The organism is Dyella sp. 05T440, from assembly GCF_056395965.1.
The window spans coordinates 254,637-267,637 of sequence record NZ_JBFTKN010000003.1 but is presented as its reverse complement, the minus strand read 5'-3'; the positions used below and the strand labels follow the sequence as shown (position 1 = coordinate 267,637).

Genomic DNA, 13,001 nt, shown 5'->3' with positions numbered 1-13,001 from the left:
GCTCCGTGGCGTCGCGCTTAGGTTTGCGGCGACGCGCTCAAAGTTTGTTCGCAGGTAAGGACGCTTGGTTAGTTACGCAGCGGCTTGCCGGTGGTCATGGTGTGCGCGATGCGGGCCTGGGTCTTTTCGGTCTTGGCCAGCTCCACGAAGTGCTTGCGTTCCAGCTGCAGCAGCCACTCTTCGTCCACCTGCGAACCGCGTTCGATCTTGCCGCCGCACAGCGTGTCCGCGATGCGCGTGGCGATGGCCACGTCATGCGGCGAGGCGAAATAGCCTTCCGCAAGATTGGCCAGCGACGCCTGGAAGGTGGCCGTGCCCACATCGCCGGCGACCGGGATGTTGCGAGCCATCATCGGCGGACGCCAACCGCTTTCGGCCAGCGACAGCGCGACCTTCTTGGCGACATAGAGCAGCTCGTAGGCGTTGAACACGACGATGTCGCTGTCGCGCAGCAGGCCCAGCTGCTTGGCTTCCATCGCGCTGCCGGAGACCTTCGCCATCGCGACTGTCTCGAACACTTTCTTCAGCGCTTCGAACGGATCTTCCGGGTTGGCCTTGGCCGCGCGGATGGCCAGCTCATGCAAGCCACCACCGGCCGGCAGCAGGCCGACGCCGGCCTCGACCAGACCGATATAGCTTTCCAGCGCCGCCACAGTGCGCGCCGAATGCATCTGGAATTCACAGCCGCCGCCGAGGGCGAGACCGCGCACCGCCGACACCACCGGCACCAGCGAATGCTTGATGCGCATGCTGGTGGCCTGGAAGTTGGCGACCATCTTCTCGAAGTCGTCGAACTTGCCGGCCTGCAGCAGGCCGAGTGCGCCCTTCAAATCCGCGCCAGCCGAGAACGGCTCGCCGGCCTGCCAGATCACCACGGCCTTGAGCTGCTGCTCGGCGACATCGATCGCCTGCTGCACGCCGTCGAGCACGTAGTCGTTGACCGTGTTCATCTTGGTCTTGAACGAGATGATGCCCACGCCATCGTCGCCCAGCGTCCACAGACGCACGCCGTCGTTTTCCCACACCGTCGTGCCCTGGTCGAACTTCTCGCCCAGGATCGGATCGGGGAACAGCTGGCGCTGGTAGACCGGGTGCTGCGAGCGCGGCTTGTTCTTGCCTTCGCCAGCGGACCAGGAGCCGTCCTTGCCGTGCACGCCGTTGCGGCCGTCGGTCACCCACGCCGGCAGCGGCGCCTTGCTCATGGCCTTGCCGGCGGCGATGTCTTCGGCGATCCAGCCCGCCACCTGCTGCCAGCCGGCAGCCTGCCAGGTCTCGAACGGACCGAGCTTCCAGCCGTAGCCCCAGCGGATGGCGAAGTCGACGTCGCGCGCAGTGTCGGCGATATCGGCCAGGTGATAAGCGCTGTAGTGGAACAGATCGCGGAAGGTCGCCCACAGGAACTGTGCCTGCGGATCATTCGACGCGCGCAGCTTGCCGAACTTCTCGGCCGGATCCTTGATCGCCAGGATCGCGCTCACTTCATCGGAGGCCTTCTGCTCAGACGGGCGATAATCCTGCTTGGCCACATCGAGCACGACGATGTCCTTGCCGGCCTTGCGATAGAAGCCCGCGCCGGTCTTCTGGCCCAGCGCACCCTTCTCGATCAGCGCGGACAGCCACACCGGGGCCTTGAAGTATTCGTGCCACGGATCATCGGCCAGCGTATCGGCCATGGTCTTGATCACATGCGCCATGGTGTCCAGGCCGACCACGTCGGCGGTGCGGTAGGTCGCACTCTTGGGACGGCCCACGGCCGGGCCGGTCAATCCGTCGACAGTGTCGAAGCCCAGGCCGAACTGCTGCGTGTGATGCATGGTGGCCAGCATCGAGAACACGCCGATGCGGTTGCCGATGAAGTTCGGCGTGTCCTTCGCATACACCACGCCCTTGCCGAGCGCGGTGGTGAGGAAGGCCTCGAGGCCTTCCAGCACGTTCTTGTCGGTGAGCCTGGTCGGGATCAGCTCGACCAGGTGCATATAGCGCGGCGGATTGAAGAAGTGCACACCGCTGAAACGGTGACGCATTTCTTCCGGCAGCGCTTCGGCCAGCTGGTTGATCGACAGGCCCGAGGTGTTGGACGCGATCACCGCGGTCGGCGACAGATGGGTGGCGATCTTCTTGTAGAGATCCAGCTTCCAGTCCATCCGTTCGGCAATCGCTTCGATCACCAGATCCACGTCCTTCAGATGATCGAGATGCTCGTCATAGTTGGCCGGGATCAGGGTGGCGGCGACGTTCTTGTCGGCCAGCGGGGCAGGCGAGAGCTTCTGCAGGTTGGCGATGGCCTTCAGCGCGATGCCGCTCTTGGGACCTTCCTTGGCGGGCAGGTCGAACAGCACGGTTTCGACGCCGGCATTGCTCAGGTGCGCGGCGATCTGCGCGCCCATGACGCCGGCGCCAAGTACCGCGGCCTTGCGGATTCGTAGCGCTTTAGGGGTGGATGGAGCGGTCATTGGCTTCTCCGTAATGCGAAACGCTGGGTAGTGAGACGAACGGCCGCGAGCGGCCGAGGGGAAGGGTTGGAACGAATCAGGGGGCTTTGAGACCGGAGGCGGCAAAGCGGATCAGGTGCTCGGCGGTCTGCGCGCGATGGCGCTCTTCGGGCACGTCGCTTTTGCGCTGGATCATGCCGAAGCCCGACATGGCGTGGGTCAGGGCACCGGTCACCAGGTCGACGCGCCAGTAGAGTTCTTCCTTGCTCAGCTGCGGCAACAGGCGGGCGAATTCCGCGGTGAACTGGCGCATCACATGGCCGTAGTTGTCCGACAGGAACTTGCGAAGGGTGTCGTCGTGTTCGGCGAACGCGCGGGCCAGCACGCGCATGAACAGCGAGCCATTGCCATCGTGGGAGAGCTCCAGTGCAGGCACGATGAAGGCTGCCAGCACGTCCTCGATGGTGGTGTCCGCCTCGCCGGCGATCTTCTGCAGGGCGGCCATGCGGCGGCCGTTGAGCTGGTCCAGGCGGCGGCGGAACACCTCTTCGATCAGGCGGTCCTTGGAGCCGAAGTGGTAGTTCACCGCGGCCAGGTTGACCCCGGCGGCGGCGGTCAGCTGGCGCAGCGAGGCCCCTTCGAAGCCGTGCCGGGCGAACAATTCCTCCGCGGCGCCGAGAATGCGCTCCTTGGTCGGCATGGAAGCACTGGAGACTGACATGGTCCGCAACCCCGGGCAGGAATCAAACGATCGTTTGAGGATACGCGGGTCGATTTGCGCCCGTCAAACGGTCGTTTCAAGGGGCCCTGGGATCCCTGCGCCCGGCTTGCGTATCAGGTAGAATCTGTCAAACTTTCGTGAGCTAAATCCCCATATCTAGTCGGGATTTGGCGTAAGTTCGCCGATATCGATCGGCCCGCCCACTCAAATACCAGTTTTTCCGGAGCAGACCCTCATGGCGCTGGAGCGCACCCTTTCCATTATCAAGCCCGACGCCGTTGCCAAGAACGTGATCGGTGAAATCTATGCTCGCTTCGAAAAGGCCGGCCTGAAGATCGTTGCCGCCAAGATGAAGCATCTGTCGCGCAAGGAAGCCGAGGGTTTCTACGCGGTGCACAAGGAGCGTCCGTTCTTCAACGCGCTGGTCGAGTTCATGATCTCCGGACCGGTGATGATCCAGGCACTCGAAGGTGACAACGCGATCCTCAAGCATCGCGACCTGATGGGCGCCACCAATCCGAAGGACGCTGCGCCGGGCACGATCCGCGCCGACTTCGCCGACTCCATCGATGCGAACGCTGTGCATGGTTCCGACGCTGCCGACACGGCTGCCGTCGAGATCGCCTACTTCTTCGCAACGACCGAAACGTTCTCGAGGTAAGTGCGCTCATCCATGAGCGCGAAGATCACGAAGCGGCCATCCATGGCCGCACTCTTCACGAAAACCGCGTTCCATTGGATAGCGTAAGGATTAAGAGGGCGGCGTTGAGCCGCAATATTTCAAGATGACTGATCAGGCAAATTCCACCACCACCGACAAGGTCAACCTGCTCGATTTCGATCGACAGGGCCTGCGTGATTTTTTTGCGCAGCTGGGCGAGAAGCCGTATCGCGCCGAGCAGGTGATGAAGTGGATTTACCACCGCCTGGAAGACAACTTTGAAAACATGACGGATGTGGGCAAGACGCTTCGGGCCAAGCTCGAAGCGTCCTGCTACGTCGGTCCGCCGAAGACCTTGTTCGACAAGGGCGCCACCGACGGCACGCACAAGTGGCTGCTCGGCATGGATGGCGGCAACGCCATCGAAGCGGTGTACATCCCCGAGCCGACCCGCGGCACGCTGTGCGTGTCTTCGCAGGTGGGTTGTGGCCTGAACTGCCAGTTCTGCTCCACCGCCACGCAAGGCTTCAACCGCAACCTGTCAACGGCCGAAGTGATCGGCCAGATGTGGGTGGCGGCCAAATATCTCGGCAACATCACGCACCAGAACCGTCGCATCACCAACGTCGTGATGATGGGCATGGGCGAGCCGTTGCTGAACTTCGACAACGTCACCAAGGCGATGAGCCTGATGCGCGACGACCTGGGCTTCGGCCTAGCGTCCAAGCGCGTCACGCTGTCCACCGCCGGCCTGGTGCCGATGATCGACAAGTTGTCCGAGACCATCGACGTGTCGCTGGCGGTGTCGCTGCATGCAGCGAACGATGAGCTGCGCACCGAGCTGGTGCCGCTCAACAAGCGCTATCCGATCGCCGAGCTGATGGCTTCGTGCCAGCGCTGGCTGGATCGCAAGCCGCGCACCTCGATCACCTTCGAGTACACCCTGATGAAGGGTGTCAACGACCAGCCCGAGCACGCCCGCCAGCTGATCAAGCTGATGCGCCGCATGCCTCAGTGCAAGGTCAACCTGATTCCGTTCAATCCATTTCCTGGCACGCGTTTCGAGCGCTCCGACGCCGAAACCATCCGCGCCTTCCAGACCCAGTTGCTCAATGCCAACGTGCTGACCATGTTGCGCCGTACCCGCGGCGACGACATCGATGCGGCATGTGGCCAGCTCAAAGGGCAGGTATTGGACCGCACCCGTCGCCAGGCCGAATTTCGCAAGCGTCTGGACGAAGGGGCGAGTCATGCGGCTTGATCGATTGTTGCTGAGTGCGAGCGTGGCCATGCTTTTGGCTGCGTGCGTGCCGGTGTCGAAATCCGGTTCCAACTCGAACGAGGGGAGCAAGATCACTCGCCAGTCCAAGGCTGAGCAGAAGCAGGAAGGCGCGCGCATCCACACCGAACTGGCCCAGCAGTACATGGCCAACGGTGATCTGGAGGACGCCATGGTCAAGATCAACAAGGCCATGCAGTTCGACCCGACCTACGTGCCTGCGCAAACCGTGGCTGCGGTGATCTACGAGCGCATCAATGACCTGCCCAATGCGGAGCTGCATTACCGCAAGGCTGTCACGCTGGCGCCGGAGAAGGGCGATCCCAACAACAACCTCGGCTGGTTCCTGTGCAACCGCGAGGGCAAGGCGGCCGAGTCGCAGGCGTATTTCCAGAAAGCCGTGGCCGACCCGTTCTACCAGACACCGTCGCTGGCCTGGACCAATGCCGGCATCTGCCAGGCCAAGGCGCAGAACATGACGGCGGCCGAGGCAGACTTCCGCAAGGCCATCGAAATCGATGCGCAAAACGGCGGGGCGTTGTATCAGCTCGCCAATGTGCTTTATCTTCAGAACGATGCCTTCCGTGCTCGTGCCTTCATCCAGCGCTTCGATGCGCTGGGTCAGCCGACCGCGGGATCGCTCAAGCTCGGACACGATATCGAAGCACGGTTGGGCAACACGGATGCTGCTCTCAACTACAGCAGGCGACTGCAAAGCCAGTTCCCGGATTCGGAGCAGGCCCGCGCCCTCGACGCAACTGCACGCCAATGACCACTCAACCGTCAAATTCGGCCAACAGCGGCAACCGAGAATTCCCTTTCACCCAAGCGCCCAACGTCACCATGGAAACCGAACACAATTCGCCGGAAGCGATCAAGGGCACCTTGGGCGGGCGTTTGCGCGCTGCGCGCGAAGCGCGCGGGCTGGACGTCGAGACCTGCGCTCATGCGCTGCGCTTGCCGACCCGTGTGCTCAGGCAGGTCGAGAGCAACGAGTACAGCGGCATCGACCACGTGTACCTGGGTGGCTATCTCATCAAGTACGCGCGTTATCTCGGCGTCGACGAAGCCGAGGTCAGGCTCGAGCTCGATCGCATCAAGCCGGCGGAACCCACCCTGGTGGCGACGGGCGGCATCTCGCACTCGCGTTATCTGCTTGAGAACTACGCGCGCGCGGCGACCTATGTGGTGCTGACCGCGGCGATCGTGGTGCCGACCATCTGGCTGGGCGTGCGTGGCACGCTCGATCGCGACGTCAGCCATCTGGCGCCGCTCGATGCCGCGCCGGTCGCCCAGGTCGATGCGCCGGCCAGCAGTGCCAGCGCCGCGGCATCGACCGTGGCAAGCACTGCACCCAATACGCAGGAAGGTACGACCGCGCCGGCTACCACACCGGCACCGGCGGCTGCGCCTGCGCAAGACCAGCCGTTGATGGCTTCCATGACGCCGTTCCTGGGCGATACCCATGCGGCAGCGCAGCCGGCGGCACCGACGCCGACCACGGATGCCGGCTCGGTGGGCGGCGGCGCGCACAGCCTCGTGCTGAGCCTGCAGAACGCCAGCTGGGTCGAAGTCACCGGCAAGGACGGCTCGCGCCTGGAATACGGCTTGCTGCCGGCCGGCAGCTCCAAGACCTACCGCAGCGATCAGCCGCTGGAAGTGCGCATCGGCAACGCCGGTGGCGCCCAGGTGATGCTGGATGGCCAGCCCATGCCGCTGGATAGCTATCGCCGTTCCAATGTTGCGCATTTCCGCATCGAATTGCGCGACGGCAAGGCCACCCCGGCCGGCGCCTGAGTCATCACGCCAGGCCTGTGCGGCCTGGCGCAATCGGTTATGCTTGCCCATTGTCCGTTCGGCAACGAGCGGACATTCGGGCTGATTTCTTTTCCGCATGACGGGCGCCGCCAGGTGCCTCTGGCGTGCGGTTCCCCAAGGGTGATTGCATGGCATTTGAAGCGTACGACGATTACGAACAGAGCGAACGCGTACAACAGTGGTTGCGCCAGAACGGCTTGTCCATCGTCGTCGGCATCGCGATCGGCCTGGTCGGCATCTTCGGCTGGCAGCAGTGGAACAAGCACAAGGCAGAGCATCAGGCTGACGCTGCGAACCTGTATCAGCAGATCCAGGTCGCCGTGGCTGCCGGCAAGTCCGACAACGCCGATGCGCTGACCGAGCAGTTGCTCAAGGACTACACCGATTCCACCTACGCCGTGTTCGCCGTGAGCGATCGGGCGGAGCGCCAGGTGCAGGCCAAGCAGATGGACAAGGCGATCGAGTCGCTCGGCTGGGCCGAGAGCCACGCCGCCGATGCGAACCTCAAGGCGCTGTCGCAGATGCGCATCGCGCGCGTGCAGCTGGCGCAGGGCAAGGCCGCCGACGCGATTGCCGCGCTCGATCGCATGCAGTCCAAGACGTATGAAGGTGTGTCACAGGAACTACGCGGCGATGCGCTGGTCAAGCTTGGGCGCCCAGACGATGCCCGCAAGGCATACGTAGCCGCCAAGGCGGCGCTGGGTGAGAACGCGCCTCAGAGCGTGCAGATGAAAATCGATGATCTGGCCGTGGCCGGGAAGCAGGGTGCATGAAACCTGAAGTGAAGAAGCGCGGTGCGATGAAGCGCGTTTGGCTGGTGGCACTGACCTCTCTGGTGGTGCTTGCCGGTTGCCATTCGTTCAAGAAGGAAAACGTCCAGCCGCCGACTCCGCTGGCCAAGGATTTCAAGCCCACCACCCAGGTGACCAAGCTGTGGACCACCAGTGTGGGCGACGGTGCGGGTGACAGCGGCGTGCGTCTGCGCCCCGCCTTTGCAGACGGCGTGCTCTACGCCTGCAGCACCGATGGCAAGATCGCCGCCATCGACGCCACCAGCGGCAAGACGCTGTGGACCAAGAGCTCGCGCACCCAGGGCTGGTTCGGCTGGGGCGACAAGAAGCGCGCCGATGCGCTGTATGCCGGTGGCCCGATGGTTTCCGGCGACCTGCTCGTGGTCGGCACGCTCGATGGCCACGTCTACGGCATCAATGCGAAAGACGGCAGCCCGCGCTGGGAGTCGGTGGTCAACTCCGAAGTGATCTCCCCGCCCGTGATCTCCGCCAACCTCGTGGTTGCACGCACCCAGGACGGCCGTCTGTACGGTTTCGATAGTTCCACCGGCGAGCGCCGCTGGGTCTACGACCAGGACTCCGTGCCGCTGCTCAGCCTGCGCGGCAATGGCCCGATGCTGGTCGCCAACGGCGTGGTGTTCTACGGCAACGATGCCGGCAAGCTGGTCGCGCTGCGTCTGGACAATGGCGAGAAGCTGTGGGAACAGACCCTCGCCAGCGGCGAAGGCCGCACCGAGATCGATCGCCTGGCCGATGCCGACGGTTCGATCCTGCTCGAAGGCACCACCCTGTACAGCGCCGCCTATCACGGCAATATCGCCGCGATCGACGGTCCCAGCGGTCGCCCGCTGTGGGGGCGACCGTTCTCGACCTTCACCTCGCTGGACGTCACCGGCAACGGTCTCTACGGCGTGAGCGACGAGTCGCAGGTGTGGGCGTTCGACAAGACCGGCGGCGCCGACATGTGGAAGAACGATGCACTGAAGTACCGCTGGCTCACGGCTCCTGCCGTGCTCGGTGACTACGTCGTGGTCGGCGACCTCGAGGGCTACGTGCACTTCCTGCAGACCGGTGACGGCGCGCTGGCGGCACGTGAGCGCCTGTCCAAGAAAGCCATTCGCGCCCAACCCCTGGTGGTGGGCGACATTGTGTACGTCGAAGACGTCAAGGGCCGCATCGGCGCTTACCGTCTCGGCGGCCACTGATCGTAATAAAGGTTGTTTGAATCATGCTGCCCGTCGTTGCCCTGGTCGGTCGTCCCAATGTCGGTAAATCGACCCTATTCAACGCAATGACGCGCAGTCGTGACGCCCTGGTGGCTGATATGCCGGGCGTTACGCGAGATCGACACTACGGCGTGTGCCGCACCGGCACACGCCCGTTCGTGGTGGTGGACACCGGCGGCCTGTCCGGCGAAGAGGAAGGCATCGAAGGCCTGACTGCGCAGCAGGTGCGCCTGGCCATCGAAGAGGCCAGCGTGCTGGTCTTCGTGGTGGACGCCCGCGACGGCCTGCTGCCGCAGGACCGCACCATCCTTGACGAGCTGCGTCGCAGCGGCAAACCGATCATCGCCGGGGTCAACAAGACTGACGGTCTGGATCTGCAGAATGCGATGGCGGAATTTGCCGTGTTCGGCATCGCCAACACGCTGCCGCTGGCGGCATCGCACAATCGCGGTACCGAGGATCTGGTCGCTTCGGCCATCACGCTGCTGCCGGAAGACCAGCACGAAGAGATCGATCCGGTCGAGGCGGACAGCATTCGCGTCGCCATCGTCGGCCGTCCGAATGCGGGCAAGTCCACGCTGATCAATCGCCTGCTCGGCGAGGATCGCCTGATCGTTTCCGACGTGGCCGGCACCACCCGCGATCCCATTCGCGTGTCGCTGGAACGCGACGGCCGCAAGTACACCCTGATCGATACCGCCGGCGTGCGTCGCAAGGCGCGCGTCGAGGAAGCGGTGGAGAAATTCAGCGTCATCAAGACGCTGCAGTCGATGGCTGCCGCCCAAGTGGTGGTGCTGATGGTCGATGCGCGCGAGAACCTGGCCGACCAGGATCTCACGCTGATCGGTCACGCGCTCGATGAGGGCAGGGCGCTGGTCATCGCCGTCAACAAGTGGGACGGCATGGACGGCTATCAGCGCGAACAGTGCCAGCGTGCGCTGGAGCGTCGCCTGCAGTTTGTCGACTGGGCCAAGACGGTGTTCATCTCGGCGCTGCATGGTTCGGGCCTGCGCGAGCTGATGAAGGCGGTCGTGAATGCGCATCGTGCCGCCACCAAGGAACTGGGTTCGTCCGAATTGACCAAGGCGCTCGAGCTCGCCTACGAGAGCTACCAGCCGCCGCTGGTGCGTGGCCATGCCCCCAAGCTGCGCTTTGCGCACCCGGGCGGCACCAATCCGCCGAGCATCGTCATCCATGGCAGCCGCACCAAGCACATCGCACCGGCCTATCGCCGCTATCTGGAAAACTTTTTCCGCAAGCGCTTCAAGCTGGATGGCACGCCGGTACGCATCTTTTTCCGCGACGGCGAGAATCCGTTCGCCGGCAAGAAGAACGTGCTCACCGAAGCCCAGCAGCGCAAGCGCCAGCGCATGGTGCGCGAGATGAAGAAGCGTCGCTGACGCGCGACCCCATCGCTCTTGTAGGAGCGCACCCTGTGCGCGACCGCGGCGCATCGCCGTACCTCAGACCATGTGGGAGCGCACCCTGTGCGCGACCGCGGCGCATCGTTGTACCTCAGACCATGTGGGAGCGCACCCTGTGCGTGACCGCGGCGCATCGTTGTACCTCAGACCATGTGGGAGCGCACCCTGTGCGCGACCGCGGCGCATCGTTGTACCTCGGTTCGTTCAACTCGCGCCAGAACCCTTGGTTGCCGCGCTCCGCACCGTCGCGCACAGGGTGCGCTCCCACAGAGGACAGAGGACAGAGGACAGAGGACAGGGGGCGGGTGGGCTGGAGTAAGCTAGCGCGATGACGAGCCTCAACCGCGACAGCTGGCTGGCCTCCCTGCGCGCCAGCATTGCCGAGATAACCCCCGCCGAGGCGCTGGCCCGGCAGGCGCAAGGCAGCTTCCTGATCGATGTGCGCGAAGACGGCGAGCGTGCGAGCGGCCTGCCAGTCGGTGCCGTCGGTATCTCGCGCGGCTTTCTTGAGCTACGCATCGAACAACTGCTGCCTGATCGCAACCAGCCCGTGCTCCTGCTGTGCGGCAGCGGCCAACGCTCGCTGCTCGCTGCCGAGGCGCTGCAGCGCATGGGTTACCAGCACGTGTTCTCAGTGGCCGGCGGTTTCCAGCAATGGAAGGCGGAAGGCCTGCCTGTTGCCATGGGTGCATTGGATAGCGATGCCGCCGAACGCTACGCGCGCCAACTCCAGTTGCCCCAGGTGGGTGAAGCAGGGCAGGCGAAGTTGACGTCGGCACGCGTCGCCTTGCTGGGCGCGGGCGGTCTGGGTGCGCCGGCTGCGCTTTATCTGGCAGCCGCCGGCATTGGGCAGCTCACCCTGATCGACGATGATCGCGTCGAGCGATCCAATCTGCACAGGCAGGTCATACACGCCGATGCACGCGTCGGCATGGCCAAGACCGAGTCGGCGCGCATCGCGCTTGCGGCACTCAATCCGCGCGTGCGCGTGGAAATTCGCAACGAACGTCTGCAGGCCGACAACGTCGAGCGTCTGTTGGCGGATCACGATCTGGTGATCGACGGTGCGGATAATTTTCCTGCACGCTATCTGATCGCCGCCGCCTCCCGGCGTTTGCAGCTGCCCATGGTCTACGGCGCAGTGGAGCGCTTCACCGGACAGGTGAGCGTGTTCGACCCGCGTCGCGCGGACTCGCCGTGCTATCGCTGCCTGTTCCCCGAGCCGCCTGCCGCGGCCGATGCGCCCAACTGCAGCGAAGCCGGCGTGCTTGGCGTATTGCCCGGTATCGTCGGTTTGCTGCAGGCCACTGAAGCGCTCAAGCTCATCCTCGGTATCGGTGAACCGCTGGTCGGTCGCCTGCTGAACTTCGATGCGTTGGCCATGCGCTTTCGCGAGACGCGGCTGCCGCGCGATCCGGGTTGCCCGGGCTGCGGCGATGGCGCCACGTTCCACGGCTACGAGGATCTGGTGCAGCTCTGCGCCGCGGCAGGCTGATCAGCGCAAGTCATTCGCGATCAGCGAATAGATCGCCGCATCCTGCGGCTCGCCGCGCAGCATGAGCCGTTGGCGCGCGATGCTTTCAAACTGTGCGCCTGCCTTTTCGGCGGCACGGCGACTGGCCTGATTGTCTGCGGCGATCACGATTTCCAGTCGGCGCAGATCCGTGGCCTGCAGCGCATGCCGTGCCAGCAGGCGCACCGCCCGGGTGGCGACGCCTTGCTCCTGGCGCGCCTGGCGTACCCAGTAGCCAAGATTGGCCATGCCGTATTCGGGCTGCCAGTGATTGAGCGAGATGCTGCCGATGAGCTCGTCACTGGCGCGATCAGCCATGACCAGCGCGCATTCGTCGCCGGCGCCCTGCCAGGCCAGCCGCGTCTTGGCGATCCAGTGGCGGGCATCGTCCAGGCTGTACGCCGGCGTGCACCAGTCCTGCCAGCGACCGATGGTGGCCATCGACTCGTGCAGGGCGGCGTGCAAGCCATGCAGGTCGGGCGGCCGATACGGGCGCAAGCGCAGGTCGCCATCTTCCAGCACGGGACCCGGCGAGGGTTCATCGCGTTCTGGCGGCAGCAGCGAATACACCGCGGCGGGTGCGGCCTCGCCGCGATGGATGATCCGGTTCGGTGAGATGCCGTCGAAAAAGGCGCCCAGGCGCTCGGCCGTGCGCCGGCTGGCCACGTTGTCGACGGCGATGACGATCTCGATGCGTACCAGGCCTAACACCTCGAAGCCGAATTCGGCCAAGGCGCGAGCCGCGCGCGTGGCGACGCCCTGGCCCTGATCCGACTGGCGCACCCAGTACCCGAGGTTCGCACTGCCGCGCTTGGGGTCGATGCGATTGAGCGCCACGTCGCCCAACGCTCGGCCTTGCGCGTCGAAGATGCCAAAGGCGTAGGCATCGCCGCGCTCGCGGCCGGCCTGGCAGTCGGCGATCCATTGGGCGCTCTCTTCCAGGGTGTAGCCCTCATGCAGCCAGGGCAACCATGGACCCACCGAGGCGATCGATTCGCGGGTGGCCTCGAACAGGGCTTGCGCATCGTCGGCCTGCCACGGCCGCAGACGTATGCCGTGGGCGTCCAGTTCCAGTGGGGTGGTCAGGCGTGTTGTGGCAGCCATGCGATCTCGTTTGTATGCGTACGGCCAATAGC

At 64.5% G+C, this 13,001-nt stretch carries 11 protein-coding genes; 8 read left to right on the top strand and 3 right to left on the bottom strand.

Going from position 1 to position 13,001, the window contains the following annotated elements:
• Window positions 1-68: 68 nt before the first annotated feature.
• Together AC1DE1_RS05585 and AC1DE1_RS05580 are read right to left on the bottom strand one after the other, a co-directional pair.
• Window positions 69-2,453, bottom strand: a complete 2,385-nt coding sequence (locus AC1DE1_RS05585) for a 3-hydroxyacyl-CoA dehydrogenase/enoyl-CoA hydratase family protein (RefSeq protein WP_477178942.1) — start codon at window positions 2,451-2,453, stop codon at window positions 69-71.
• Window positions 2,454-2,529: 76 nt separating this feature from the next.
• Window positions 2,530-3,153 (bottom strand): TetR/AcrR family transcriptional regulator, encoded by a 624-nt coding sequence (locus AC1DE1_RS05580; protein ID WP_477175641.1) that lies wholly within the window; start codon window positions 3,151-3,153, stop codon window positions 2,530-2,532.
• 235 nt (window positions 3,154-3,388) lie between these two features.
• On the opposite strand from AC1DE1_RS05580, the gene ndk reads away from it, so the two are divergent.
• The 8 genes from ndk (at window position 3,389) to moeB (ending at window position 11,847) form a co-directional block, all read left to right on the top strand.
• A complete protein-coding gene (ndk, locus tag AC1DE1_RS05575; RefSeq protein ID WP_477164596.1) occupies window positions 3,389-3,814 on the top strand; it encodes a nucleoside-diphosphate kinase in 426 nt (141 codons plus the stop codon).
• 124 nt (window positions 3,815-3,938) lie between these two features.
• Complete coding sequence (gene rlmN / locus AC1DE1_RS05570; RefSeq protein ID WP_441602327.1) at window positions 3,939-5,075, top strand: dual-specificity RNA methyltransferase RlmN; 1,137 nt, start codon at window positions 3,939-3,941, stop codon at window positions 5,073-5,075.
• Complete coding sequence (gene pilW / locus AC1DE1_RS05565) at window positions 5,065-5,865, top strand: type IV pilus biogenesis/stability protein PilW (protein ID WP_441602326.1); 801 nt, start codon at window positions 5,065-5,067, stop codon at window positions 5,863-5,865. Before rlmN ends, pilW begins: the two co-directional genes overlap by 11 nt.
• Before the next feature lie 71 nt (window positions 5,866-5,936).
• On the top strand, window positions 5,937-6,890 hold the full coding sequence (locus tag AC1DE1_RS05560) for a helix-turn-helix domain-containing protein (protein WP_441602325.1): 954 nt from the start codon (window positions 5,937-5,939) through the stop codon (window positions 6,888-6,890).
• 149 nt (window positions 6,891-7,039) lie between these two features.
• Window positions 7,040-7,684 carry a YfgM family protein gene (locus AC1DE1_RS05555; protein WP_477175640.1) on the top strand — a complete coding sequence of 215 codons (645 nt, stop codon included), beginning with the start codon at window positions 7,040-7,042 and terminating at the stop codon, window positions 7,682-7,684.
• Complete coding sequence (gene bamB, locus AC1DE1_RS05550) at window positions 7,681-8,907, top strand: outer membrane protein assembly factor BamB (RefSeq protein WP_477175639.1); 1,227 nt, start codon at window positions 7,681-7,683, stop codon at window positions 8,905-8,907. Before AC1DE1_RS05555 ends, bamB begins: the two co-directional genes overlap by 4 nt.
• 23 nt (window positions 8,908-8,930) lie before the next feature.
• Complete coding sequence (gene der / locus AC1DE1_RS05545) at window positions 8,931-10,328, top strand: ribosome biogenesis GTPase Der (RefSeq protein WP_441602322.1); 1,398 nt, start codon at window positions 8,931-8,933, stop codon at window positions 10,326-10,328.
• 352 nt (window positions 10,329-10,680) lie between these two features.
• Window positions 10,681-11,847 (top strand): molybdopterin-synthase adenylyltransferase MoeB, encoded by a 1,167-nt coding sequence (moeB, locus tag AC1DE1_RS05540; RefSeq protein ID WP_477175638.1) that lies wholly within the window; start codon window positions 10,681-10,683, stop codon window positions 11,845-11,847.
• Here moeB and AC1DE1_RS05535 read toward each other — a convergent pair whose 3' ends face one another.
• Window positions 11,848-12,969 (bottom strand): GNAT family N-acetyltransferase, encoded by a 1,122-nt coding sequence (locus AC1DE1_RS05535; RefSeq protein WP_477178941.1) that lies wholly within the window; start codon window positions 12,967-12,969, stop codon window positions 11,848-11,850. It abuts the gene before it with no gap.
• Between the last annotated feature and the right edge of the window lie 32 nt (window positions 12,970-13,001).

Coding starts and splice junctions, on each gene's coding strand:
- AC1DE1_RS05585 (WP_477178942.1), bottom strand. CDS start 2,453: ATGACCGCTCCATCCACCCCTAAAGCGCTACGAATCCGCAAGGCCGCG.
- AC1DE1_RS05580 (WP_477175641.1), bottom strand. CDS start 3,153: ATGTCAGTCTCCAGTGCTTCCATGCCGACCAAGGAGCGCATTCTCGGC.
- ndk (WP_477164596.1), top strand. CDS start 3,389: ATGGCGCTGGAGCGCACCCTTTCCATTATCAAGCCCGACGCCGTTGCC.
- rlmN (WP_441602327.1), top strand. CDS start 3,939: ATGACTGATCAGGCAAATTCCACCACCACCGACAAGGTCAACCTGCTC.
- pilW (WP_441602326.1), top strand. CDS start 5,065: ATGCGGCTTGATCGATTGTTGCTGAGTGCGAGCGTGGCCATGCTTTTG.
- AC1DE1_RS05560 (WP_441602325.1), top strand. CDS start 5,937: ATGGAAACCGAACACAATTCGCCGGAAGCGATCAAGGGCACCTTGGGC.
- AC1DE1_RS05555 (WP_477175640.1), top strand. CDS start 7,040: ATGGCATTTGAAGCGTACGACGATTACGAACAGAGCGAACGCGTACAA.
- bamB (WP_477175639.1), top strand. CDS start 7,681: ATGAAACCTGAAGTGAAGAAGCGCGGTGCGATGAAGCGCGTTTGGCTG.
- der (WP_441602322.1), top strand. CDS start 8,931: ATGCTGCCCGTCGTTGCCCTGGTCGGTCGTCCCAATGTCGGTAAATCG.
- moeB (WP_477175638.1), top strand. CDS start 10,681: ATGACGAGCCTCAACCGCGACAGCTGGCTGGCCTCCCTGCGCGCCAGC.
- AC1DE1_RS05535 (WP_477178941.1), bottom strand. CDS start 12,969: ATGGCTGCCACAACACGCCTGACCACCCCACTGGAACTGGACGCCCAC.